The sequence below is a fragment of the Mesorhizobium comanense genome (assembly GCF_005503535.1).
GTDB lineage: Bacteria > Pseudomonadota > Alphaproteobacteria > Rhizobiales > Rhizobiaceae > Mesorhizobium > Mesorhizobium comanense.
Window position 1 is genome coordinate 50963 of record NZ_SCNN01000009.1, and the last position, 24932, is coordinate 75894.

Consider the following 24932-nt stretch of genomic DNA (forward strand, 5'->3'; position numbering starts at 1 on the left):
ATCGACCCTATAGTCACCCGGCTCTAAACCGCTTCATACTTCTCGGCGTCATGCCCTATACGCCGCGCGCGAAATGACGGGCGATGATGAAGCCAAGCGTCGCCGCCGTCGCCGACAGCGCTGTTCCCCAACAGAGATCGGCTATGGTGATCTGCACCGGCCAGTTCCTCAATGTCGCCTGGTTGGTCAGGTCGTAGGTGGCGTAGGCGACAAAGCCGAGGATGGCGCCATTCAGGGCAGCGGTTGCCGCGCTACCGCTGGCAAAGGCGGGCTGGATGGCGAAGTAGACGATGCCGGCGATAAAGATAACGTAGAAAAGCACTGCCGGCGCAACGTTGAAGCCGTCCGCCAGCATGTCACCGAGCAGCGGCTTGTAGAGCCGGCTGGCGGTCAGCGTCAGCCATATCGAATCGATGCCGAGAAAAACCAGCGCGGTCGCCAGATAGGCAATTGCATATGTCTTCAACAAAATCCGTCTCCAATGCAGGCTTTTCGGTCCCGAGCAGGAACGGCCGATAGGGCGATACAGTTTCGCGGCTTTCTACGCCCGACGGCTGATCGGCAATCGAGAAAGCCATCAAAAATCGATTCCGCACCGAAACTTCAAGGGAGATGTCGGCGTATCTGCCTCGTTGTTCGCGGCGGGGCCGGCATGAAAGCAAAGAAAATCGCACTGGGGCTGAGCGTGCTCTGGCTTTCGGGGGCCGCGATCGCAGCGTCGCAACCCGACCCTTCGGGCACCTGGATGCGCGGTGACGGCAATGCGAAGGTCCGCATCGCGCCCTGTGGCGCGGACATTTGCGCGACCAATCTATGGATCAAGGACACCAGCCACGGCGAGAATGTCGGCGACAGGCTGGTCATGACGGTCAGCCCGAAATCCGCCGACACGCTGGCCGGCAAGGCCTTCGACCCCAAACGCAACCTGACCTATTCGATCCAGGTCAAGGTCATGAAAGCCAGCCTCGTCACGCGCGGCTGCGTGATCGGCGGGCTGGTCTGCAAGAATGTGAACTGGTCGCGCGCACGCTAGGCCGTAGCCCGCCGGAACCAGCTGTGCTCTTTCTCCACCTGCAGGAATAGGCGGCGCTCAGCAGGCGCACGGACGTCGCGTCGCCAAGACGAAAGATCCTGTTGTCCTAGCCGGAGGATAAAACCGGCCTAACTGGAAGATGTTTCCAACCGGAAAACTGAGCGGCGACAAGGCGCCGTACAAGGCCGGCGTCGACACTTAGAGCGTTTCAGCGTTTTCACGGAAACGTTGAAACGCTCTAAGTCTTTGTTTTGGCGCAATTTCAGACGGAAAACCGTTCACACTTTTCCTGAAATTGCTCTAGTTCTCTATCCGTCTTGAACAAGAAACGAATTTGCCTTCCGAATCCCGGACTAGACGGACTCGAAGCACATTACTTAGCCAAGATTTTAACCGAACCGTCAGCTTCGAGCCGCAATACTCCAGCGCCATTTTAAGATGCACTGTAACTGAAGGGCGCTGAACCAATTTGCATCCGCTCGTTTTGATTTTCGTCGTTATTCCGTTCGGCGCAATGTGGCTGTTTCTGTTCGGCTTTTTGATCTACGGCGTTAAGAGGAATCGATGGGTCGGCCTCATAGCACTTGCAATTATGCTGATCATCGTTTTCAGACCTGAGTGGGATGACGCATTGCGAGGCATGCGTCGGTATCAAATCGCATCCTTGAAGACCAGCACGCCGACGTCGGCCCCGCCCTATCATCTCACAGTATTCGATGCCCCTTCGGATGAGTCGGCTCTTCTTGCGCTTGCGGAATCGGGACTGTTCGACGTCACGATCTCCAACGAGTTTGACCCGACAAAATTCACCGGGAGAGTCGTCGTCGAAGAGTCGGACAAATGCAAAACGCGCGGCACCAACTTTGCCCAGTTTACTGCGGCTACCGGCTTCAAGCGTTGCGGCCGGCTCATCTCCGCGTTTGGCTCGCTACCGCCCGAGCATCTGGTCTTGTGGGCCGATCCTGCTCCCCTTTTGCCACGATCGCGGTGGGCTGCCCGGCAACGTGCGTTTCAACTATCTGAGCAAAGTCGATCAGAGACACGGCTGCTTGCCTATTGCGAAACCAGTTCGCCGCTGAAGCGAGAAATGTTTGACCGCCTAGTGGTCGCGTTTCGTCGCATAACGAGCGACTGCCGCAATCCGGTGACACAAGACACCTACGCTATGTCCAACCCAGATCTCGTCAACTTTGTCTTCAAAGGCGTGGGGATCAAGCCGGCCGATACCGAGATCGGCAATCAGCCGGGGAACTCCAGGCCCATCTCGCGGTAACGCTCGGGATCGTCGCCCCAGTTCTCGCGCACCTTCACGAACAGGAAGAGGTGCACTTTCTGCTCCAGGATGCCCGCTATCTCCGTGCGCGCCGCCTGGCCGATGGCGCGGATGGTCTCGCCCTTGTGGCCGAGCACGATCTTCTTCTGGCTGTCGCGCTCGACATAGATGACCTGTTCGATGCGTACCGAACCGTCCTTCTTCTCTTCCCATTTCTCGGTCTCGATATGCGAGGAATAGGGCAATTCCTGATGCAGCCTGAGATAGAGCTTTTCACGGGTGATTTCGGCCGCCAGCTGGCGCATCGGCAGATCGGAGATCTGGTCTTCCGGATAGTACCAGGGGCCGGCCGGAAGCGCCTGCGCCAGATAGTCGAGCAAATCCTTGCAGCCCGAACCGGTCAACGCCGAGACCATGAAGGTGCGCTGGAACGGCACCTTTTCGTTCGCCGCCGCCGACAGGGCCAGCAGCGCCTCCGGCCTGACCCGGTCGACCTTGTTGAGGATCAGCGCCATGGGCTGGCGGACATCCTTCAGCCGCTCCAGGATGGCTTCGGCGTCGCCCCGGATGCCGCGCTCGGCGTCGATCAGCAACAGCACGATATCGGCATCCTTGGCGCCGCCCCAGGCGGTGGTCACCATCGCCGTATCGAGCCGCCGCCTCGGCTTGAATATGCCAGGGGTGTCGACGAAGACGATCTGCGCATTGTCATGCGTGGCGATGCCGCGCACGATGGCGCGTGTCGTCTGCACCTTGTGGGTGACGATCGACACCTTGGCGCCGACCAGTTGATTGACCAGGGTGGACTTGCCCGCATTGGGCGCGCCGATCAGCGCGACGAAGCCGGAACGGGTGGCGGGAGCGGCAGCGACGTCTTCGGCGGTCATGCCTTGCTTCCTTCATTGAGCCAGACGCCTTCGCGCACAAGAAATGCCGAAGCCGCCGCTTCTTCCGCGGCCCTGCGGGAACCGCCGGTACCAATGGAAGGCGCAAAACCGCCGACCTGCAGGGAAACAGTAAAGACCGGCTGGTGATCCGGCCCTTCGCGTTTCTCGATTACATATTCGGGGCGCGCATCACTCGCCTTGGCGATCCATTCCTGCAGATCGGATTTCGGATTGAGCGGCTTCGTCACAACCGCGCTCGAACGTGGTTCCCAGTACCGCAGGACGAACCGCCGCGCGGCGTCGATGCCACCGTCGATGTAAACCGCCGCGATCAAGGCTTCGACCGCATCGGCCAGATAGTTTCCGCCCGAGCCGCGCGACCGCGTTTTCAAGGCGGCGTCGGCCCGAACCAGGTCCTCCAACTGCATCTCGATGCCGATTTCCGAGCATGTCTTGGCATCGACCAGCGCATTGAAGCGAGGCGCGATTTCACCTTCCGGCGCATCGGGAAACTTCTCGAAAAGCATGTCGGCGACGACAAGGCCGAGCACGCGATCGCCAAGGAATTCGAGCCGCTGATTGTTGCTTGCCGCCTTGACCGCACTGGAATGCGTCAATGCTGTCTCAAGCAAGCGGATATCCTTGAAGGCATGGCCGGTCCTGGTCACCACCAAACCGGCCAGAGTCTCGCCTGTCGGGCGCTTCAACGCCATCAGTTGACGAAATGGAACAGGCGCGACGCGCGCATCAGCGACGGCCATTTCCAGATTTCGAGCGGGCTCGCCTTGCCCGCGATAGAGAAGAAGACAAGGTTGGCGCGGCCAACAAGGTTCTCCGCCGGAACATAGCCGACGGTGAAGCGGCTGTCGGCGGAATTGTCCCTGTTGTCGCCCATCATGAAATAGTGGCCCGGCGGCACATCGAACTCACGAGTGTTGTCGCCGATCGAGTTCGGCGACAGGTCCAGCGTGTCGTAGCTGACGCCATTGGGCAACGTCTCGCGGTAGACGTCGATGGGATAATCCTTTTCCGTGATGTCGGGATTGTCGATCTGTCCGGTCTTCACGCGCGGCACGCCGACGCCGTTGATGAACAACTGGCCGTCCTTCATCTGGATCTTGTCGCCGGGCAGGCCGACCACGCGCTTGATGTAGTCGACGGAAGGATCCGGCGGGAATTTGAACACGACGACGTCGCCGCGCTTTGGCTCGGAACCCCAGATCCGGCCCGAGAAGAGGTCAGGCCCGAAAGGCAGCGAATAGCGCGAATAGCCGTAGGACCATTTGGTGACGAACAGATAGTCGCCTTCCAGAAGCGTCGGCCGCATCGAACCCGACGGGATCGAGAAGGGCTGGAACAGCAGCGTGCGGATGACAAGCGCGAGCAAAAGCGCCTGGACGATGACGCTGACGGTTTCGCCAAGCCCGCCGGATTTCTTCTGGGATTTTTCAGCCACGCTCATGTCGTCCTCGATTGTGCGTTGGATGTATAGAGTCTCGGCGCGCGCTGGGCAACGTCATTGCCCGTCGTCAGATGCAATCAATGTGGCGCTTGTTCGACGGGTAGCGCCTCGATGATCACAAAGGCTTGAGCGAGCGGGAAATCATCCGTGATGGTGAGGTGGATCAACGCCCTGTGGTTGCGAGGCAATATCTTCTCCAGCCGCGCCAAGGCCCCGCCGGTGAGCGCCATTGTCGGCGCGCCGCTGGGCAGGTTGACCACGCCCATGTCGCGCCAGAACACACCTTGCGCCAGGCCCGTGCCCAGCGCCTTGGCGCAAGCCTCCTTGGCGGCGAAGCGCTTGGCGTAGGAGGCGGCGCGGGCGCGGCGGTTTTCCGAGCGCGCCTGTTCGACCTCTGTGTAGATCCTCTGGACGAAGCGGTGACCGTGACGTTCCAGCGATTTCTCGATACGCCTGATGTCGATCAGGTCACTGCCGATGCCGATGATCATTGCGCGGCGGAACCGACGCTTGCGCCGGGATGGACCGACTGCTCCCGCCGGCTCGCGCGCTCCGCCAGCCGCTTGCGTCTTTGCTCGCGGAAAACATTCATGCCCCAGCGGGTGATGCCATAGAAGGCGAGGCCGAAAATCAGCCCGAGCGGCACCGCGCCGATCAGCATCGGCTCCAGCACGGGATGCCAGAGCTTGGCGAAGGAAAGCTTGTGCATCATCTCGCCCAGATGCGCCGGTGGGCCATGCGCGGGCAGTCGGTCATGCAGGATGAGCTTGCCGGTCTCCCAGGATGCGCCCCAGAGCAGCGGGAAGGTGAGCGGGTTGCCGAAGAATACAGCGCCGAGTGCGGCCGCCACCAGGTTGCCTGCGATCACCCAGCACAAGACAGCGGCAATGATGAAATGGAACCCGACCGGAAAGAACGACGCGAAGACGCCGGCAGCGACACCCGCCGCCACCGCGTGAGGCGTGGCCTTCAGCCGCAGGATACGCTTGGAGAAATACTGGAGCGAACGCGAGAACGAACGGCGCGGCCACAGATAGGTGCGCACCCGCTCAAGAAAACCATCCGGTTCGCGGCGACGAAAAAGCACTCTTTTCCTATTCCCGACACTTTACGATTTGCAGTCCGGCCGCTTCCAGCCGGGTTCCAAATGCCACATCTTGCGCCCTGCGGTCGCAATCAGGCAATTGCCTCCCTGATATAGCCATACGCGACCCAGACAACAACCGACGGCCTTTCGTACAGGGACCGCACCGCCATAATTTTTGGTAAGGTTCTTCCCTCCAACACCGGATAATCACGGCGGATTTGAGAAGTATCTTCGGCTTTTTGCCGCAGCCGGATGTCCGAGGCGCCTGGAGGTCTTGTTTTGCGTAATTCCCAAGAGCAAGCGTTACGCGCTTCTCCCGGGAAAAGCGCTCACACTTTTCCTGAAATTGCTCCTAGGACAGGTACCGGCTGACCTCGACAAGATTGTCATCCGGGTCGCGGAAATAGACCGACATCATCGCCCCCAGCGCTCCGGTGCGTTCTACCGGGCCAAGTTCGACGGCCACACGACTGGCGTCCAGGCTGGCGAGGAACTGGTCGATCGGCCCATCCGTGATCAGGCAGAAATCAGCTGAACCCGCCGTAGGCGACTTCGCCTTCGGCTCGAAGGTGCGGCCGATCTCATGGACATTGATCTTCTGATTGCCAAAGACCAGGGCGGTCGGACGGCCAGGCGTATCGATGCGCTTGAAACCCAGGACGCGCTGATAAAAATCGCAGGTCGCCTCGAGCGAAGCCACCGTCAACACGAAATGATCGATGCCGACGATCATTTCTGCCTCCCCGTCAGATGTTGCGGCTGCCGGGCTTGATGGCCGGCAGCGCGGCAAGCTCCGGCGGCAGGCGGTCCGGCGGATAGGCCGGAACCTCGTATTCGGCCAGGGCGATCAGCGGCACGCCGACATGGGTCTTGCCGGCGGAGCGGTCGATGATGCAGGCGGCCGCGACCACTTCGGCGCCCAGTTCACGCAGGCAATCGATGGTTTCGCGGATCGACAGTCCGGTGGTGACGATGTCCTCGACGATGACGACACGCGCCCCCTTGTCGATCTCGAAGCGGCGCAGGCGGAACTCGCCGCCTTCCCGCTCGACCCAGATCGCCGGCACGCCGAGATGGCGCGAGGTCTCGTAGGCCGGGATCAGGCCGCCGATCGCCGGGCCAACGACATAATCGATCCTGCCCGGCACCGCGGCGCGGATTTTTGCAGCCAGCGCCGTGCAAAGGCGCTCGGTCTTGTCGGCATGCATGAACACCCGTGCCTTCTGCAGGAAGACCGGGCTGCGCAAGCCCGACGTCAGGATGAAATGTCCTTCCAGAACAGCGCCCGCCTCGCGGAAAATGCCCAGCACTTCATCGGTATTCATCGTCCCCTACCCCTCATGGATGAGCTGCGTCAGCCATTCACGCGCCGCGCATCGCTGACGCTGGAATTGTCCTTCAACTGCGACAGCAGCCGGTTGAGATGCTTCAGATCCCACACTTCGAGATCGATCAGCATTTCGGTGAAGTCGGGCGCGGTACGCACCATCGACAGCGTATGGATGTTGGCGTCGTTGGAAGCAACGACCTGAGCGATATCGGCGAGCGATCCAGGCGCATTGATGGCGGTGACGGAAACGCGGGCTGGAAAACGCTCCTTGGTACGCTCATCGATATCCCAGCGCACGTCGATCCAGCGCTCCGGCTGATCGTCGAAGGCCTGCAGCGCCGGCGACTGGATCGGATAGATGGTGATGCCGGTGCCGGGCTGGACGATGCCGACTATGCGGTCGCCGGGAACGGCGCCTTCCGGCGCGAAACGCACCGGCAGGTCGCCGCGCACGCCGCGGATCGGCACCGCGCCGTCGCGCGGCTGGTCCTTGTCCTTGCGCGCCGCCCGTCCCGGAATCTGGAACAGCATGCCGGCGGCATTGCGGATCTTCGACCAGCCCTCCTCGCGCTGCTTGGGCGCGGCGGGCGTTACGCGCTCGTCCTTGTAGTCGGGAAACACCGCTTTCATGACATCGGTGGAGGCCAGTTCGCCACGGCCGACGGAGGCCAGCACGTCCTCGATGTCCTTGCGCGCCAGCCGGTGCAGCACGGGCTTCAGGCTCTCCTTGGTGAAAGTCTTGCCGGCCCGCTCGAAGGCGCGCTCCAGAATGCGCGCGCCAAGCCCCGAATACTGTTTGCGGATCGCATTCTTGGTGGCGCGGCGGATGGCGGCGCGCGCCTTGCCGGTGACGACGACCGATTCCCAGGCGGCGGGCGGCACCTGCGCCTTGGAGCGGATGATCTCGACCTCGTCGCCGTTCTTCAGTTCCGTCATCAGCGGCATGATGCGGCCATTGACCTTGGCGCCGACGCAGGTGTCGCCGACGTCGGTGTGCACCGCATAGGCGAAATCGATGGGCGTGGCGCCGCGCGGCAGGGCAATCAGCATGCCCTTGGGCGTGAAGCAGAACACCTGGTCCTGGAACAGCTCCAGCTTGGTGTTTTCGAGGAAATCCTCGGGATTATCACCTTCGGCGAGCTGCTCGATGGTGCGCCGCAGCCAGGCATAGGCGTTGGTTTCCTTCGAGATCGCATGGGCGGCGCCATTCGTCTTGCCGCCGGTGTCCTTGTAGATGGAATGGGCGGCGACGCCGTATTCGGCGATCTTGTTCATCTCGCGCGTGCGGATCTGAAGTTCGACGCGCTGGCGCGAGGGGCCGACGATGGTGGTGTGGATCGAGCGGTAGTCGTTCTGCTTCGGCGTCGAGATGTAGTCCTTGAAACGGCCCGGCACCATCGACCAGGTCGTGTGGATGGCGCCAAGCGCGCGATAGCAATCCTCGACCGTGTCGACGACGACTCGGAAGCCGAAAATGTCGGACAACTGCTCGAAGGACAGCGCCTTGGCCTCCATCTTGCGGAACACCGACCACGGCTTCTTCTGGCGGCTTTTGACGCCGGCCTTGATGGCGTGCTTCTCGAACAGGCCCGAAAGCGCCTTCTCGATCTCGGACAGCACGTCCTTGTTGCGCTCGAATATCTCGGCCAGCCGGGCGGTGACGGCGCGATAGGCTTCCGGATTGATATAGCGGAAGGCGATCTCCTCCAGCTCCTCGCGCATGCCTTGCATGCCCATGCGGCCGGCCAGCGGCGCATAGATGTCCATCGTCTCCTCGGCGATGCGCAGGCGCTTGGCCTCCGGCATGTGGTCGAGCGTGCGCATGTTGTGCAGGCGGTCCGCGAGCTTGACCAGGAGCACGCGGACATCTTCCGAGATAGCCAGCAGCAACTTGCGCAGGTTTTCGGCCTGCTCGGCCTTCTTGGAGACGAGGTCGAGTTTCTTCAGCTTGGTCAGGCCCTCGACCAGCTTGCCCATTTCGGGCCCGAACAGTTCATCGATCTCGGCCCGCGTCGCTGTGGTGTCCTCGATCGTGTCATGCAGCAGGGCGACCGCGATCGTCGCCTCGTCCATGTGCATCTCGGTGAGGATGGCGGCGACTTCGAGCGGGTGCGAGAAATAGGGGTCTCCGGACGCACGCTTCTGATGGCCATGCTTCTGCATGGCGTAGACATAGGCCTTGTTAAGCAACGCCTCGTTGACGTCAGGCTTGTAGCGCTGGACGCGCTCGACAAGCTCATACTGACGCATCATGGGCACAATCTCTCGGCGATGAAATGAATCATGCGCCGCACTGATGTGCGACGCATGTCATAGATAGCCACGAAACTGACGAGACGGAAGTGCCGGAAGATTGTTCCAGGCGCCTGCCGGGAACTGTCTTAGTAGTCGTCGCTCTTTTCCGGGGGTACGAGACCTTCGATGCCGGCCAGCAGGTCTTCCTCGGTCATCCGATCGAAGGCGATGTTGTCTTCCGCGTCGTCGGTCTCGGCGGTGGCGACAGCAGTGCCGGTCTGATCCGCAATCGCCTCGCCGTCAGCCTCGGGCTCATCGACTTCGACATGCTTCTGCAGCGAATGGATCAGATCTTCCTTGAGATCATCGGGCGACAGCGTCTCATCCGCGATCTCGCGCAGGGCGATGACCGGATTCTTGTCGTTGTCGCGCGGAACGGTGATCTGCGCGCCCTGGCTGATCTGGCGAGCGCGATGGCCTGCCAGGAGCACCAGTTCGAAGCGGTTGTCGACCTTGTCGATGCAATCTTCAACGGTTACGCGGGCCATGGATTGCCCCTTTCATGCCTGGATTTAATGGAAAACAGGCGCGGTCCATAACCCGAACGCCGCCAAAATACAAGCTTCTTGGCAAGGGTGGCCTCAACGGAAACTCAAACCCTCGACCCTGCCTGCGATCTGGCGGGAACCGGGCCGCACCCAAGGTTCGCGCCGCGATCACAATTGCTTGCACAGCCCTGGGCGCCCTTGGATTGCCGCCAAACTGGCGTTATCTCGGTTGGCCAAGGTCAGCCGGTTTATTAAGAGCCTGACCGATAGTGGCTACCGCATTTCGTTTTGACGGCTGAATTTTCGAAAAGGACAATTTTCCATGTTCGATCCCCGAGAAAAAATCGCCCTTTTCATCGACGGCGCCAATCTCTACGCGACGTCGCGGGCCCTCGGCTTCGATATCGACTATAGAAAGCTTCTGTCGAGCTTCCAGAAACGCGGCTATCTCCTGCGCGCCTATTATTACACGGCACTGGTCGAGGATCAGGAATATTCTTCGATCCGGCCGCTGATCGACTGGCTCGACTACAACGGCTTCAAGGTGGTGACCAAGCCGGCCAAGGAGTTCACCGACTCGACCGGCCGCCGCAAGATCAAGGGCAACATGGACATCGAGCTCACGGTCGATGCGCTGGAACTTGCCGATGTCGTCGACCACTACGTCATCTTCTCGGGCGATGGCGATTTCCGCACGCTGGTGGAGGCGCTGCAACGGCGAGGCCGCAAGGTGTCCATCGTCTCGACCATGGCCTCGCAGCCACCGATGATTTCGGATGACCTTCGTCGCCAGGCCGACCATTTCATCGATCTGACGACGCTGAAGAACGAGGTGGGACGCGATCCTTCCGAGCGGCCGGTGCGGCGACCCGAACCGGCCGAAGTGGACGAGGACGACTACTGAGGCCGGTCGCCTTGACCGCCCCTTCCGTTTCCGAACCCGATCGCGACTGCCCGCTCTGCCCGAGGCTGCATGACTTCATCGCCGAGTGGCGGCGGCGCGAGCCGTCCTGGTTCAATGCGCCGGTGCCAACTTTTCTGCCGCCGGAAGGCGACGACGCGGTCCAGCTCCTGATCGTCGGGCTTGCGCCCGGCCTGCGCGGCGCCAACCGCACCGGGCGCCCCTTCACCGGCGACTATGCCGGCGACCTGCTCTATTCCACGCTGATCTCGCACGGCTTCGCTCGTGGGGAATTCAAGGCGCGCCCCGATGACGGACTGGAACTTGTCGGCACCGCGATCACCAACGCAGTGCGTTGCGTGCCCCCGGAGAACAAGCCGGTCGGCGCCGAGATATCGACCTGCCGGACGTTCCTGGTGCCGACGATCGCCAGCTTTCCCAAGCTGCGCGCCGTCCTGGCGCTGGGGTCGATCGCGCACCAGTCGACGGTGCGCGCGCTGGGCGGGCGTGTCGCTGCCTACCCGTTCAAGCATGGCGGGCAATTGCCGGCCGGCGGCATCACGCTGTTTTCCAGCTATCATTGCTCGCGCTACAACACCAATACCGGTGTCTTGACGGAAGCCATGTTCGTCAAGGTGTTCGCCGAGATCGCAGCATTCCTGCGAACATAGCTCCGTGTTTGTTTTTATTGATTAGAACCCTTCCAGCACGATCTTGCCCTTGGCCTTGCCAGTTTCGATCAGCGCATGGGCGCGTTTCAGATTGGCGGCATTGATGGGGCCGTACGTTTCGCCGAGCGTGGTGCGAACGGTGCCGTCGTCGACGAGCCGCGCCAGTTTGTTCAGATGCTCGCCCTGCGCGGCCATGTCCTGCGTCTCATACAACGAGCGGGTGAACATCAGCTCCCAATGGACTGAAACGCTCTTGCGCTTGAATGGGTTGATGTCGAGCGTCTGAGGGTCGTCGATCAAGCCGAAACGCCCTTGCGGGGCGATCAATTCGGCGATCTCGGCCAGATGCTTGTCGGTATTGGTCGTCGAGAACACAAAGGCCGGCGCGCTGATGCCGAGGCCCGCAATCTGGGCGGCGAGCGGCCTGGAGTGATCGATGACATGATGGGCGCCGAGCCCGAGCACCCAGTCGCGCGTTTCGGACCGCGATGCGGTGGCGATCACGGTCAGATCGGTCAGTTGGCGCGCAAGCTGGACCCCGATCGAGCCGACGCCGCCGGCGCCGCCGATGATCAGGATGGCATTTGTGGCGCCCGTGACAGGCTTCTTTATGTCAAGGCGGTCGAACAGCGCCTCGAAGGCGGTGATCGCCGTCAGCGGCAGCGCCGCCGCCTCGGAGTAGCGGAGCGCGCTCGGCTTGCGGCCGACAAGGCGCTCGTCGACGAGGTGGAATTCGGCGTTGGTGCCTTGCGGCGCCAGCGCACCCGCATAAAAGACGTCGTCTCCGGCCTTGAACAGGCTGGCGTCCGAACCCGTGGCGACGACCCGGCCGGCTGCGTCCCAGCCGAGCACGCGCCAGCTTCCGGCTTCGGGCCGGACGCCTTTCCGGATCTTGGTGTCGACCGGATTGACCGAGATCGCCTTCACCTCGACCAGCAATTGACGCCCCTTCGGCTCCGGCTTGGGCAGCTCGATATCGACGAGGGACGCCTCATCGGTGATGGGGGCTGGAATTTGATAGCCGACGGCGCGCATTCTGATTTCTCCGCGATTGCTGTTGAGATTGTGCAGGGCAGAGATGCGGATTATGTGCTGATGGCGCAAGAATGCACATATAAAGCACATAGTGTCGAAAAGGATACTGTCATGCCGCGCATCCGCCATGAGCGATTCGACTGCAGCCCCGGCTGCACCGTGGAAGGCACGCTCCGCTATATCGACGGCAAGTGGAAGGGCGTCGTGCTCTACCATCTGTTGGCAGGCACGCTGCGCTTCAACGAGATACGCCGGCGCATTCCCAACTGCACCCAGCGCATGCTGACCAACCAGCTCCGCGAACTGGAGGCCGATGGGCTGATTGCCCGCAAGATCTATCCGGAAGTCCCGCCGAAGGTGGAGTACAGCCTGACGCCTCGCGGCAGAAGCCTGGAGCCGGTGATCACCGCGCTGAAAGTCTGGGGTGATGCGAATGTGACGCTGGCGCCGGAATCCCGGGCTGTGGCGTGAAGCGGCGACTGTGGGAACTGACAGAGTTCATACCGGCAGCAGGCCATCCGGTTTCACGTCGCCGATGGAGGCATAGGTGTGTGTCTCCTTCACCCCCGGCAGTGGCAGGATGACGCGTTTGAGAAAGTCCTGATAGTCGGCCATCTCCGCGATGCGCGCCTTCACCAGATAGTCGAAGCCGCCGACGACCATGTGACATTCCAGAACCTCGGGCGCCTTTGCCACCGCCTCGGCGAAACGGTCAAAGATATGCGGGGCCGTGTGATCCAGCCGCACCTCTATGAAGACGAGCGTACCGCGGCCAATCTTTGCCGGATTGAGCACGGCCCTGACGGCGGTGATGAACCCGTCGCGGAACAGACGTTTCACGCGCTGGCTCGCCCCGGTCGGCGACAGGCCGACGCGCGCCGCCAGGTCAAGCGTGGTGCGGCGTCCATCTTCCTGCAGCAAGCGCAGCAGACTGCGGTCGATGGCGTCGAGACTATCCGATTCCGAATTCACGCTCGCATTGCCCTATTTGCGTGAGTTGCACTCAATGCTCCTGAAATCAGTATATTTTACCGCAGCTTTCCTCACAATAACCTGTGACCTCGCAACGTTCGGGATTGTCCGGCGGCGATGTCGTTAAGGTAGCAGGACGTGGCGCAGAGCACAGGAAACGCAAGGCTGGCGGTCATCGCCGGGCTGACCATGATCGGCATCTATGCCGTCCAGTTCGTCGCCGCCCGCTTCAGCCTCAGGGACCATCTGACGGCGACCGACATGGCGACCTTACGCTTTGCGGGTGCGGGTATGGTGTTCCTGCCGGTCGTCTGGCGAAGCGGCTTCCAACGGGTAAAGGCACTCGGCTGGCGGCGGGCACTGGCATTGGCGGTGCTGGCCGGATTGCCCTACCCGCTGATCATCAATTGGGGCCTCATCTATGCCCCCGCCGTCCATGGCGCGGCGCTTTGCCCTGCCTCGATCGTGTTCTTTTCGTTCCTGCTATCGCTCTTCCAGGAGCGCGCTTCATACCCACGCACCATTGGCGTCGTCGCTATAATAGTCGGGCTGTTGCTGTTCGTCACACCGGCGCGCGGCGGCGCGCACGAGATCCTTTTTGGCGATCTGCTGTTCGTTGCATCGGGGCTGATGTTTTCCGCCTACGCAACGCTGGTGCGGCAATGGCGTGTCGACCCGCTCACGGCCACCTCGGCCGTCGTGCTTCTGTCATGCCTGCCGTTGCCATTTCTCACCTTCCTCGCGCCAAGCGGCTTCCATGCCGCGGCAGGCGCCGAGATCATCAGCCAAGTGCTCATCCAGGGTTTGCTTGCCGGCGCGGCTGCCATGTTCCTCTACACCTATATCGTCGGCCAACTCGGTTCGCAGGCGGCATCGTTGTTCATGCCGGGCGTGCCGATAGCCACGGTGGTGGTCGGCATGATCGTGCTCGGCGAGACCCCGACCGCGATCCAATTCGCGGCCATCGCGATCATGGCTGCGGGGATGGGCTTCTCAGCGATGACAAGACGTGCTGCCAAGCAAGCGTGATCATGCCCGCGGCAGCGGGACCGTCAGTGAATTCAACAGCATGGACCGAGTTGAACGGAAATCTGTTCAGATATGCAGATCGATCGATTCGCCCGAAAAATCTCAAGGCGTTGATGCAAGCAGCGCCGCCAATTTCTCGGGTCCCCCCTGCAAAACGTTCAAGTCGACATCGCCGACGATACCGTCGACGCGCCCCTTGTTGTGATACTGCCAATAGACCCAGTCGTGGCGATCCGGCTCCATGAGCAAGGAGCGAAGCCAGAGTGGCCGGGCGGCGATCTGCCCGGCATAGGTCGCCTCGGCCTCATCGGTCAGATAGACGATTGCCGTCTTGCCGAATGCCGCCTCGACAGGTCCGAGGAATGCCTGAAGCTCGGCATTCAATTGCTCGGGCGATGGACGCTGCGGACAATTTCCGCCGAATTCGATATCGACCACCGGCGGCAGCAAGGGCTGATCGTTCGGCACCACGGAGATGAAATTCTTCGCCTGGTCGGCGCCAGGACGGCAGAAGGTGAAGAAGTGATACGCGCCGACGGCAAGCCCGGCCGCGCGGGCCTCGCGCAGATTGAGTGCAAAGGCGCGATCGACATGGTCGCCGCCCTCGGTCGCCTTGATGATGGCAAAGGCGACATCGTCGGCGGCAACACGCCGCCAGTCGATCCGGCCCTGATGATGGGAGACATCGATGCCCCTTACCGGGTATCTGCCTCGATCGGGCGAGTAGGTGTGGAAATAGGTCAGCGCGCCCACCACGACGACACAAACCAGAGCAAGGCCGACCAGGCTCCAGAGAACAATCCGTTTCTTCAAGACCATCCCCTGTTGGACTTGCCGGTTGTTCGAACTTGAAAGCCCTGCTGCTCGCTTTTTTCAGGCTATCGCCGGTTCAGCCACGCTCTTTCAGCAACCGGCCTTTTTCACGCGACCAGTCGCGTTGCTTCTCGGTCTCGCGCTTGTCATGCAGTTTCTTGCCGCGGCCTACGGCGAGCAAAAGCTTGGCGCGGCCCTGGTCGTTGAAATAGATTTTCAGAGGCACCAGCGTCATGCCTTCGCGATCGACGCTCTGCGACAGCTTTGCCATCTCCCGCTTGTTGAGCAGGAGTTTGCGTCGCCGGCGCGGTTCATGGTTGAAGCGGTTGGCCTGGAGATATTCCGGAAGATAGGAATTGATCAGCCAGATTTCGCCGCCCTCGACCGAGGCGTAACTCTCCTGAATATTGGCCTGGCCCTGGCGCAGCGACTTGACCTCGGTTCCGGTCAGCACAAGGCCGGCCTCGATCGTGTCGAGCACCTCATAGGAAAACCGCGCCTTGCGGTTTTCCGCAACGGTCTTGTTGTTGGGATCGGCTTTTTTGACTTGATTCATAATGCGGAGAGGTGGCGCCTCATCCCTAGTTAATCAAGCCGGCGTGCTTCATCGCCGCATCGATCTTTTCGGCGGTCGACTGCTCGACCGTGACGAGCGGCGACCGCAGCACGTTCTCGACCTTGCCGAGCTTCGACAATGCGTATTTCGCACCGGAAACGCCCGGCTCCAGAAAGATCGCCTTGTGCAGCGGCAGGAGACGGTCCTGCAGTTCCAGCGCCTTGGCGCTGTCGCCGGAAAGCATCGCTTCCTGGAATTCGGCGCAAAGCCTCGGCGCGACGTTTGACGTCACCGAGATGCAGCCGACGCCGCCATGCGCGTTGAAGCCGAGCGCGGAGGCATCCTCGCCGGAAAGCTGGATGAAGTCCTTGCCGCAGGTCATGCGCTGCTCCGATACGCGCTCGACCTTGCCCGTGGCGTCCTTGACGCCGACGATGTTCTTGAAGTCGTGCGCCAGCCTGCCCATCGTCTCGGGCATCATGTCGATCACCGAACGCGGCGGGATGTTGTAGATGATGATCGGCAGCTTGGTCGCCCTGGCGACGGCCGCGAAATGTTCGTAGAGGCCACGCTGCGTCGGCCTGTTGTAATAGGGGGTGACCACCAGGGCGGCATCGGCACCAGCCTGCTCGGCATATTGCACCAGCCCGACGGCTTCCTCGGTGTTGTTGGAGCCTGCGCCGGCAACGACCGGAGCGCGGCCCTTGGCGACCTCGATGCAGACCTTCACGACATGGCGGTGCTCGTCATGCGACAGTGTCGGCGACTCGCCGGTCGTGCCCACAGGAACCAGGCCGGTCGTGCCTTCCGCAAGCTGCCAGGCGACAAACGCACGAAAGGCTTTCTCGTCGAAACGCCCGCTCTTTTCGAACGGTGTCACGAGCGCAGTAAGCGAGCCTCTCAGCATGTCGTCCAACTCCTTGGGACTTTCAGTTTCTGCATGTCTTCGACCCAAAACGGGAACCGTTTTTTAGAGCGACATGCGTTTTCAGTTTGTGCATGTCGTTGTCCCAAAACCGGTATCCACTTTTGGGGCGACATGCAGCGGTGTTCTGTCGTGCGCGCCTTCTAGCCGAAAGCGAAGCCGCGCACCATAGTCTCGACATGGTTGCGCGGCAAGCATTGCCATGGTGCCAGCAAGCGCAATTCGAACGGCCTCGATAACCCTTTGTTTACGAGCCCTTCACGACCTAAGTCTAGGCTTCGAGGCTTCTTCGCCTGCTGGTAAAAATGCTGGATTAGGGAAAGACACGGGATCATGCCGGCCAATCGGCCACATTTCTTCGCGCTGCTAGGCGCCATCGCCGGGCTGATCCCCAGCGTGGCGATCAGCGGCAGCGTCGACGTGCGCGTCACTTCGGCGATCCCGATGCCAGGCCTTCAGGACAAGGCGCAGCCGACCCCCTCCTCGCCCAGCGTGACGCTCCTCAAGACCGGGCTCGATGCGCTGGCCGCCGGCGATATTCCCGGCGCTCGCGGCGTGCGCGATGCCCTGCCCGCACAATCGCTCGACCAGCACATTCTGGCCTGGGCGATCGCGCTTTACGGCGGCGACAAGGTTCCGAGCGGCGAGATCGCCGCGGCGGCCAAGATGCTGCCCAACTGGCCGGGCATGGCCGCCTTGCGCCGTAACAGCGAGCGGGCGCTTTATCGCGAAAACCCGGCCGCCGACGTCATCGTCAAGGCATTCGACGGCAGCCAGCCGCAGACTTTCGAAGGCGTGATGGTTCTCGCGCGCGCCTATGTGTCGTCCGGCAATGCCAAGGCGGCAAGCTCGGTGCTGGTGCCCTTCTGGCGCACCGCGATCCTGGAAGCCAAGGACGAGACGGCGCTGATCAAGGAGTTCAGCGGCCTGATCCCGGCCGCCGATCATCGGTTTCGCATGGAGCGCATGTTCTATGCCGACCGCGTCAATTCAGCGCTGCGCGTCACGGGGCTCGCCGGCGCCCAGCAACTGGCCGACGCCTGGGCGGCAGCCGACAAAGGCGACAGGAATGCTGCAAAACTGCTGAAGGCCGTGCCGATGGCACAGCGTTCGGCCGGCTATCTCTTCGCCCAGGCCGAGTATCTGCGCAAGCAGGAGGATTTCGCCGGCGCCGCGGCTGTTTTGATGAAGGCACCGACAGACCGCGAAGCCCTGGTGGACCCGGACGCCTGGTGGGTCGAGCGCCGTGTGCTGTCGCGCGAACTGGTCGATCAAGGCGACATGAAGACGGCTTACAGGATCGTTGCCGCGCATGCCGCCGAAAGCGCCACAAGCGCGGCGGAGGCCGAATTCCATGCCGGCTGGTACGCTTTGCGCGGCCTGAACGACCCGAAGCTCGCCGCAACGCATTTTGCAGGCATAGCGGCGCTCGCCCAGGGGCCGATGAGCCTTTCGCGCGCCTATTACTGGCTCGGGCGCGCCGCGGAAGTCGGCGGTCCCGGCAACGCCAAGGACTATTTTTCGCGCGCCGCCACTTATGGCACGACGTTTTACGGTCAACTCGCCGCCGAACGGGTCGGCCGGCAGGCGCTGAACATCGTCTATCCCACGCCAAGCACCGCCGACCGGGAGAATTTTGCCGGCCGCGAAGCTGTCGCCGCCATCAAGCGACTGCAGGAAGCAGGCTATGACCGGTACGCCGACACGCTCTACCGCGACCTTGCCGGGCAGTTGACCAGTCCCGGCGAACTGGCGCTGCTCGCAGTCCTTGCCGAGAAGCAGAACAACCATTTCATGGCGTTGAAGATCGGCAAGATCGCCGGGGCGCGCGGCATCGATGTCGGCGCGCTGTCGCATCCGCTCGGGGTCATCCCCGATTCGGCTGATATTTCCGGTTCGGGCAAGGCGCTGGCCTACGCGATCGCCCGCCAGGAGAGCGAATTCAACGTCGGCGCCGTTTCCAGCGCGGGCGCGCGCGGGCTGCTGCAGTTGATGCCGGAAACCGCCAGGCAACTGGCAAGGAAGGCTGGCTTGCAGTTTTCTCAGGCGCGGCTGACCACCGATGCCGGCTACAACGCCACGCTCGGCGCGGCCTTTCTGGGCCAGCAGCTCGATCGTTTCAACGGCTCCTATGTGCTGACCTTCGCCGGGTACAATGCCGGTCCCAACCGCGCGTCGCAGTGGGTGGCGAAGTACGGTGATCCGCGCGGCAAGGACATTGATGCGGTGGTGGACTGGATAGAGCGAATTCCCTACACAGAAACAAGAAGTTACGTACAGCGTGTGATGGAGAATTACGAGGTCTACAAGATGCGCATCTCCGGCAAGTACGACATTGTCGGCGACCTGGTGAACGGGCGCAGCTGACGCTCAAGCTTTACCCATTTGACGATCCCGGCCCTCACCTGTAGCTGTCGCGCAGAGACTAGAACGATGCTCTAGCGAGGAGCGACACCGAGATGGCGGACAGCGAGGGTTTCTCCGACTTCTTCTATGCCGCGCCCGATGGACTGCAACTCCATGCCCGGATCTATGGCGAGGCGGGCACCGGCTGGCCGGTGATTTGCCTGCCCGGCCTTACCCGCAATGCCCGGGATTTCCATGAGCTCGCGCTCCATCTCTCGGGGAGAGCGGACAAGCCACGCAAGGTCATCGCCTTTGACTACCGCGGCCGCGGGCAGTCGGCCTACGATCCCGATGTGAGCCATTATAATGTCGGCGTCGAGGCCGGAGACATCCTGGCTGGCCTGGCAGTACTCGGCATCGATGGCGCTGCCTTCATCGGCACCTCGCGTGGCGGGCTGATCATCCATGTGCTCGGCGCGTTGCGGCCGGCGGCGCTGAAAGCCATCGTGCTGAACGATATCGGGCCGGTGATCGAACCGGCCGGCCTTGCTCACATCCAGTCCTATCTCGACCCCGCGCCGAAACCGAAATCGCCCGGCGAAGCGCTGGACGCGCAGCGCGGCGCTCATGGAAGGGATTTTCCGGCACTGAGCGATCACGACTGGGAGCGCATGGTGCGCGCCATCTACAGCCAGACCGACGAAGGACTGCTGCCCGATTTCGATCCGAAGCTTGTCGACACGGTTGCCGGTCTCGACCTGTCGCAGCCATTGCCGGCCCTGTGGACGCAGTTCGACACGCTGGCGGCCATTCCCCTGCTGGTTATACGCGGCGCCAATTCGAGACTGCTATCGGCTGAAACGCTGGCGCAGATGCAAGAGCGTCATCCCGGCCTCGAGACAATCACGGTTTCTGGCCAGGGCCACGCCCCCTTCCTCGAAACCGGCGAGCTGCCCGCCGGCATCACGCGTTTTCTCGACCGGGCGGATTCGCAGGCCCGAGAGGAATTTCAGGGCAAAACTAAGTAAACTCCAAGGCCAGACAGAGTTCCAGGACCACAATCATAGTATAGGCCGGCGTTTCCGGCCTATTTGGCTTTTGAGTTTTTCCGAGCGACCTTCGCCGGCATCTTTGCGTCACCGGCCTGTTTGCGGCCAGCCTTGAGAGGCGAAGGCGCGGTCACGGGCGATGCGAACACGGAGTTCTGGGCGTCGCTGGCGGATTGGTCGCAGCGCGGTGTCTCCAGAACAACCACGCAGCCGTCGAGATCATTGGTGGCCAGATGCGCATAACGCATGGTCATCGACAGGGTCTGGTGACCAAGCCACATCTGCACGCGCCTGATGTCGATGCCGCCCTGGACGAGACGCGAAGCACAGGTATGGCGCAGAATGTGCGGCACGACCTGGTCGTCGGCCGCAAGCCCGACTTCAGCTTTCGCTTCATTCCAGATGGCGCGATATTGAGCCTGGCTGAATGTGGTGAACGGGCCTTTTGGCCGGCGTCCTTCGGATGGAGGCAATTTGATCACCTCCTTGACCCGCTCGGTCATCGGAATGGTGCGGCTGCGACCGGATTTGGTGATCCAGAAGGAGACGCGATGCTCCTGTATGTCGTTCCAGATCAGCCCAAGCGCCTCACCAAGGCGGCATCCGCTGTCGACCAGGAAAACGGAAAGCCGGTAAGCATCCTCACTGCGGCTTCTGATGGCGGCAAACAGCCTGGCTTCCTCGTCCCTTTCGAGGAAACGAATCCGTCCCGCCCGCTCCTTCTGGCGGCGGAACTCGGGCAAGCTGTGGATATCCCCCATCTTGTAAGCCTTGCGCAGCAGTTTGCTGAGGGCAGCCATCTTACGGTTGATGGTTGCGTTGCTGTTGCCGCGCTGGCGCAAGGTGCCGATAAGGTTATCCAGGGTACTCTGGTCGAAGGCGCTGAAGCGCTCTCCGAGGAGAATCTCGTCTATCTCACCGATGAAAGAGCTGACATTGTATTTATGTCGCCCATCATCCCACAATATGTCCCGATAAGCTGAAAAAAGCTCTCCAACCCTATGCGACTTTACTTCTCTGATCTTATTGTAGGTGTATTTTATCTTTGAGTTCTGAGAAGAAAATATCGAAAACTGATCGGAGGGGTATCCCTCTTGAATCGCTTCGTTTGTCATCATTCGCCACACCCCCGAGTGGATAGGTCAGCCCTAACCGCTTGGAAGCGTCCTTTCAAGAGATTAAATCACGCGGTTGTGATCTCATCCGCCCATCTGCGGATCCCACGAAATCGCACCACGGGATTTGTTCAGCTACCGATTCCCCCTTTTCCTCATGTCTGCGTTGACCCAGTCACGAAACAAAAACAGCCCGGGCGTGTGTGCGCCCGGGCTGGATTTCACCTGTAGAGAACCAGCCCTTAGAAGGAGCGCTGGAAGCGGAGGATGCCGCCGATGCCGTCCGACTTGCCGTGCCAGTCGCTGGCGCCGAAGTTCTGGTAATCGACTTCGGCCGTGACATTGAAGCCGGGGACGATGTCGTAGGACACGTTGGCGGCGAGACCGAAGGTCTTGCCCTTGTCATACGAGGCCTGCACGTTGAACGAGGTCTTCTCGTTGAACTTGTAGGTGCCGCCGCCCCAGATGGCCCAGCTGCCATCCCAGTTCTTGTAGTAGTTGTGACCTTTCACGGGGTTGTCGAAGTAAGCAGCCTTATTGCCAAGACCGCCCATCACCCAGAGCGAGAGCTCGTTGGTGGCGTTGACGTCCAAGCGAACCTTGCCCGAGACAGCTTCGTAGTTGCTGTCGTAAGCAACGACACCGGAAATGCCACCCCAACCCTGGGTCCACTTCACACCGCCGACGACATGCGGCACGTAGCTGTCGATCGTCCACTGCTTGTCACCCTCTTCGAGCGAGACCACGGCCGAGAAGCCGTTGCCAGCGTCGAAGTAGTACTGGATCACGTTGGTGTCGAAACGGCCGTAGGGAACGAGCGTATCGTCGATGACGTTGCCGGCATAACCCGTGAAGGTGTTGAAGGCCGATTCGTCCTTACCGATGCGGAGACCGCCGAGCTGGATCCAGGCGAAGTTCAGCGAAATGCCACTGTTGCGAGCCTGCCAGTTGTCTTCGGTTTCGGAAGTCGCAACGGCATAATTGCCGGCGTTGTTGCCGAAGTTGAAGCGGGTCTCGGTGTAGGTCTTCAAGGTGCCGAGTTCGGTTTCCTGACCGGTCCAGGTCTTCAGCGTGAAGCGAGCCTGCTTGTAGTAGGTGTCGTTCGTCTTGCCGGCGTCCAGATGGTCCGGAACGTTCTGCGCGCCTTCGCGGTCACCCACGCCGATGTCGTAGCGGATATAGCCGCCGATGCGCAGGCAGGTTTCGGTGCCGGGGATGTAGAAGTAGCCAGCGCCGTAGACGTCGCAGATCTTGACGTATTCAGCGGGCTCCGGCTCGGCGACGACGACGGCGTCGGCGGCGCGCGCACCGGAAACTGCGATCAGGGCCGCAGCGGAGCCGAGAAGAAGGCTCTTGATGTTCATTTTCTGACCTCCAGTCAAAAGTTAAAAAACGGGTCTGGGTATTCTTTGCTGAAGGACAGCGTTCCCTGCCCCATCCCCACTACCGAAAAAGATGCGCACCGCGCCGCTCCTTCGAAATCGACATTACCCATGAGCCGGCGGCGTTCAACAACGATCGTACCGGCGAAAGGGCTGTTCGGCTGCTATCCCCCAGCGTTGTTGCACAAATGACACGATTTGGCCTCACTCAGAAAGCTCTCGTTAACCATCAGGCCCGCCGCCTGGGCTTGTTTCCGGCCGAATCCGGCAACCAGCGGACGGAATCATGGCAAGGCCGCGAGTCAGTGGCCTGGGAATTGCCGCAGAACCGCCGCCCCGCGCCGAGCAGCGCCTGCTAGTACGCTCTTATTTTTCCATATTAATGACGCGGGCTTGTTGATTGTGCCGGCGCTTTTCTTTATCCAGCGGCGCAACGGAGAGGTGGCCGAGTGGTCGAAGGCGCTCCCCTGCTAAGGGAGTAGAGGTCAAAAGCTTCTCGTGGGTTCGAATCCCATCCTCTCCGCCACCCTATGCCCTGCGAGCCTTGGCGGCCGCAAACTGAGCACCCCACAACTGCGATTGTTCACGCCGGATCGACAAGCGATCCGAGTCGGCGATTTCCGAATCGCATCGACCGGCGCAGAACGTCGGCCAAAGCTAATCCTCCTACAGCCTTGAAAGCCCGTCCCGGGGTTGAAACGCAGCCAGCGCGCGGCAGTCCGAACGACATTTCAGGTCCGGCCCGGGCAAGACTTTTGCACGCAAGCGTTTTTTAGCGGATAGAGCAGCCGAACGGCGTTTTATGGTTATCTATCTGAAATAAAACAAAAAAGTCTTCTCCGATCGCTTTTTTGTCGGCCTCCAGTCCCGATTCTGACTGGAGGTCAGAAAATGAACATCAAGAGCCTTCTTCTCGGCTCCGCTGCGGCCCTGATCGCAGTTTCCGGTGCGCGCGCCGCCGACGCCGTCGTCGTCGCCGAGCCGGAGCCCGCTGAATACGTCAAGATCTGCGACGTCTACGGCGCTGGCTACTTCTACATCCCCGGCACCGAAACCTGCCTGCGCATCGGCGGCTATGTTCGTTACGACATCGGCGCTGGCGATGTCGGCACGTTCACCGGCGCACGCGCCGACGACGTCGTGAGCGGCAAGAACCAGGGCACCTGGTACAAGGACGCCCGCTTCACGCTGAAGACCTGGACCGGCCAGGAAACCGAACTCGGCACGTTGAAGACCTATACTGAAACGCGCATGAACTTCCAGAATTCGCCGCTCGACAACGGCAATGCGAACAACGCTTCCAACAATTTCGACATGCACTTCGCCTGGATCCAGCTCGGCGGCCTGCGTGTCGGTGTTGACGAATCGGCTTTCGACACCTTCGTCGGCTACGCTGGTAACGTCCTCAACGACACCATCGTACCCTACGGCGGCTTCAAGACCGGTGTCGTTCAGTACTACTTCGACGCGGGCAACGGCTTCTCGGCCGTGGCCTCTCTCGAAGAAGGTTCGGGCGGCAAGGCACAGACACCAGGTTCTACCTATGGCTATGGTGTCGGCACGGTCGACAGCTATGTTCCGCATGTCGTCGGCGGCGTGAAGTACACGCAGGGCTGGGGCGATATCGTCGGCGTCGTTGCTTACGACAGCAACTACGAATACGTGTCCGGCAAGGTTCGCCTGGATGTGAACATCAACAGCCAGCTGTCCCTGTTCGGCATGTTCGGCTACGCCAGCGAAGGCAAGCTCAACGACGCGGCGCTCGACTTCGCGAACGGTCGCGGCTTCTACAAGCCGTGGGGCGGTCACTGGGGCTTCTGGGCTGGCGGTACCTACAAGTTCACCGACAAGGCCTCGTTCAACGTCCAGGTGTCGGGTGATCAGTGGAAGGATTACGCGGTCGCGGCCAACATCGCCTACACCGTCGTTCCCGGCCTCACGGTCACGCCGGAAATCGACTACCAGCACGTCGGTTCGGGCGCGATCAACGCCGGAAACGTCTGGGCTGGTGCCGAGAAGAAGGACTCCGTCGGCGCCCTCATCCGCTTCCAGCGCGATTTCTAAGACCAGATATTTCTGGGGAGACAGGAGAACCCGGCGGGCAACCGCCGGGTTCTTTTTTGTTTGGATGTATATCGCCGTCCCAAAGCGTCGCGCACTTTAGCCATAATGGCGCGACGCGAAGGCCCAAGATTCACGCGGGAGTTTTGCCGAGGAGCTCGGTGGAGAAGTTCTGCCCTGCCGCGGCGCCTCTCAGGGGCAAGTATCCGTCGGGTCAGACCG

At 61.3% G+C, this 24932-nt stretch carries 26 protein-coding genes and 1 tRNA gene; 10 read left to right on the forward strand and 17 right to left on the reverse strand.

The features are described 5' to 3' along the window. Positions 1-55: 55 nt before the first annotated feature. On the reverse strand, positions 56-466 hold the full coding sequence (locus FFS37_RS16925; RefSeq protein WP_137932096.1) for a DUF2177 family protein: 411 nt from the start codon (positions 464-466) through the stop codon (positions 56-58). A gap of 186 nt (positions 467-652) precedes the next feature. Between FFS37_RS16925 and FFS37_RS16930 the strand changes: the two genes are divergently transcribed. Then, positions 653-1033, forward strand: coding sequence for a DUF2147 domain-containing protein (locus tag FFS37_RS16930; protein ID WP_137932097.1), 381 nt, complete (start codon positions 653-655; stop codon positions 1031-1033). A gap of 469 nt (positions 1034-1502) precedes the next feature. Continuing rightward, positions 1503-2306 carry a hypothetical protein gene (locus FFS37_RS16940; RefSeq protein WP_137932098.1) on the forward strand — a complete coding sequence of 268 codons (804 nt, stop codon included), beginning with the start codon at positions 1503-1505 and terminating at the stop codon, positions 2304-2306. On the opposite strand, the gene era is transcribed toward FFS37_RS16940, so the two are convergent. The 9 genes from era to rpoZ form a co-directional block, all read right to left on the reverse strand. Continuing rightward, positions 2273-3193, reverse strand: a complete 921-nt coding sequence (era, locus tag FFS37_RS16945; RefSeq protein WP_137932099.1) for a GTPase Era — start codon at positions 3191-3193, stop codon at positions 2273-2275. The genes FFS37_RS16940 and era overlap by 34 nt on opposite strands. After that, the gene (gene rnc / locus FFS37_RS16950) at positions 3190-3906 is read right to left on the reverse strand and encodes a ribonuclease III (RefSeq protein WP_137932278.1); all 717 of its coding nucleotides are present in this window, start codon (positions 3904-3906) and stop codon (positions 3190-3192) included. The genes era and rnc overlap by 4 nt, the downstream gene beginning before the upstream one ends. Then, positions 3906-4655, reverse strand: coding sequence for a signal peptidase I (lepB, locus tag FFS37_RS16955; protein ID WP_137932100.1), 750 nt, complete (start codon positions 4653-4655; stop codon positions 3906-3908). Before lepB ends, rnc begins: the two co-directional genes overlap by 1 nt. A gap of 77 nt (positions 4656-4732) precedes the next feature. After that, a complete protein-coding gene (gene acpS, locus FFS37_RS16960; protein WP_137932101.1) occupies positions 4733-5146 on the reverse strand; it encodes a holo-ACP synthase in 414 nt (137 codons plus the stop codon). Then, positions 5143-5742 carry a DUF2062 domain-containing protein gene (locus FFS37_RS16965; protein ID WP_137932102.1) on the reverse strand — a complete coding sequence of 200 codons (600 nt, stop codon included), beginning with the start codon at positions 5740-5742 and terminating at the stop codon, positions 5143-5145. Before FFS37_RS16965 ends, acpS begins: the two co-directional genes overlap by 4 nt. 352 nt (positions 5743-6094) lie before the next feature. Beyond that, complete coding sequence (locus FFS37_RS16970) at positions 6095-6475, reverse strand: VOC family protein (RefSeq protein WP_137932103.1); 381 nt, start codon at positions 6473-6475, stop codon at positions 6095-6097. 13 nt (positions 6476-6488) lie between these two features. Further along, positions 6489-7067 carry an orotate phosphoribosyltransferase gene (pyrE, locus tag FFS37_RS16975; protein ID WP_137932104.1) on the reverse strand — a complete coding sequence of 193 codons (579 nt, stop codon included), beginning with the start codon at positions 7065-7067 and terminating at the stop codon, positions 6489-6491. Between the two features lie 29 nt (positions 7068-7096). Next, positions 7097-9325: a RelA/SpoT family protein gene (locus FFS37_RS16980; protein WP_137932105.1), complete on the reverse strand. Its 2229-nt coding sequence runs from the start codon at positions 9323-9325 to the stop codon at positions 7097-7099. Between the two features lie 128 nt (positions 9326-9453). Next, positions 9454-9855, reverse strand: a complete 402-nt coding sequence (rpoZ, locus tag FFS37_RS16985) for a DNA-directed RNA polymerase subunit omega (RefSeq protein WP_137932106.1) — start codon at positions 9853-9855, stop codon at positions 9454-9456. A 322-nt stretch (positions 9856-10177) separates the two neighbouring features. Between rpoZ and FFS37_RS16990 the strand changes: the two genes are divergently transcribed. Beyond that, a complete protein-coding gene (locus FFS37_RS16990; protein ID WP_010915096.1) occupies positions 10178-10759 on the forward strand; it encodes a LabA-like NYN domain-containing protein in 582 nt (193 codons plus the stop codon). A gap of 11 nt (positions 10760-10770) precedes the next feature. After that, the gene (locus tag FFS37_RS16995) at positions 10771-11427 is read left to right on the forward strand and encodes a uracil-DNA glycosylase (protein ID WP_137932107.1); all 657 of its coding nucleotides are present in this window, start codon (positions 10771-10773) and stop codon (positions 11425-11427) included. A 21-nt stretch (positions 11428-11448) separates the two neighbouring features. Here the strand turns inward: FFS37_RS16995 and FFS37_RS17000 are convergent, their stop codons facing one another. Beyond that, positions 11449-12462, reverse strand: coding sequence for a zinc-binding alcohol dehydrogenase family protein (locus FFS37_RS17000; protein ID WP_137932108.1), 1014 nt, complete (start codon positions 12460-12462; stop codon positions 11449-11451). Positions 12463-12573: 111 nt separating this feature from the next. Here FFS37_RS17000 and FFS37_RS17005 point away from each other — a divergent pair, with 111 nt between their 5' ends. Then, positions 12574-12933, forward strand: coding sequence for a winged helix-turn-helix transcriptional regulator (locus tag FFS37_RS17005; RefSeq protein ID WP_171026305.1), 360 nt, complete (start codon positions 12574-12576; stop codon positions 12931-12933). 27 nt (positions 12934-12960) lie between these two features. Here the strand turns inward: FFS37_RS17005 and FFS37_RS17010 are convergent, their stop codons facing one another. Continuing rightward, positions 12961-13434, reverse strand: coding sequence for an Lrp/AsnC family transcriptional regulator (locus tag FFS37_RS17010; RefSeq protein ID WP_137932109.1), 474 nt, complete (start codon positions 13432-13434; stop codon positions 12961-12963). 138 nt (positions 13435-13572) lie between these two features. Here FFS37_RS17010 and FFS37_RS17015 point away from each other — a divergent pair, with 138 nt between their 5' ends. Next, complete coding sequence (locus FFS37_RS17015) at positions 13573-14463, forward strand: DMT family transporter (protein WP_232375699.1); 891 nt, start codon at positions 13573-13575, stop codon at positions 14461-14463. A 102-nt stretch (positions 14464-14565) separates the two neighbouring features. Here FFS37_RS17015 and FFS37_RS17020 read toward each other — a convergent pair whose 3' ends face one another. The 3 genes from FFS37_RS17020 to dapA form a co-directional block, all read right to left on the reverse strand. After that, on the reverse strand, positions 14566-15276 hold the full coding sequence (locus tag FFS37_RS17020) for a glycoside hydrolase family 25 protein (RefSeq protein WP_137932110.1): 711 nt from the start codon (positions 15274-15276) through the stop codon (positions 14566-14568). Between the two features lie 76 nt (positions 15277-15352). Then, the gene (smpB, locus tag FFS37_RS17025; protein WP_137932111.1) at positions 15353-15832 is read right to left on the reverse strand and encodes an SsrA-binding protein SmpB; all 480 of its coding nucleotides are present in this window, start codon (positions 15830-15832) and stop codon (positions 15353-15355) included. 25 nt (positions 15833-15857) lie between these two features. Next, a complete protein-coding gene (dapA, locus tag FFS37_RS17030) occupies positions 15858-16739 on the reverse strand; it encodes a 4-hydroxy-tetrahydrodipicolinate synthase (RefSeq protein ID WP_137932112.1) in 882 nt (293 codons plus the stop codon). A gap of 351 nt (positions 16740-17090) precedes the next feature. On the opposite strand from dapA, the gene FFS37_RS17035 reads away from it, so the two are divergent. Both FFS37_RS17035 and FFS37_RS17040 read left to right on the forward strand, forming a co-directional pair. Continuing rightward, on the forward strand, positions 17091-19124 hold the full coding sequence (locus tag FFS37_RS17035; protein ID WP_137932113.1) for a lytic transglycosylase domain-containing protein: 2034 nt from the start codon (positions 17091-17093) through the stop codon (positions 19122-19124). Positions 19125-19216: 92 nt separating this feature from the next. Beyond that, complete coding sequence (locus FFS37_RS17040; RefSeq protein ID WP_137932114.1) at positions 19217-20131, forward strand: alpha/beta fold hydrolase; 915 nt, start codon at positions 19217-19219, stop codon at positions 20129-20131. A 59-nt stretch (positions 20132-20190) separates the two neighbouring features. Here the strand turns inward: FFS37_RS17040 and FFS37_RS17045 are convergent, their stop codons facing one another. Then, complete coding sequence (locus tag FFS37_RS17045) at positions 20191-21270, reverse strand: tyrosine-type recombinase/integrase (RefSeq protein WP_137932115.1); 1080 nt, start codon at positions 21268-21270, stop codon at positions 20191-20193. A gap of 239 nt (positions 21271-21509) precedes the next feature. Then, positions 21510-22631, reverse strand: coding sequence for a porin (locus FFS37_RS17050; RefSeq protein ID WP_137932116.1), 1122 nt, complete (start codon positions 22629-22631; stop codon positions 21510-21512). A gap of 453 nt (positions 22632-23084) precedes the next feature. Between FFS37_RS17050 and FFS37_RS17055 the strand changes: the two genes are divergently transcribed. Further along, positions 23085-23175: transfer RNA gene (locus tag FFS37_RS17055), tRNA-Ser, on the forward strand. Positions 23176-23540: 365 nt separating this feature from the next. Further along, entirely contained in the window at positions 23541-24713 is a 1173-nt protein-coding gene (locus FFS37_RS17060) for a porin (protein ID WP_137932117.1), read from the forward strand. Positions 24714-24932 lie beyond the last annotated feature (219 nt).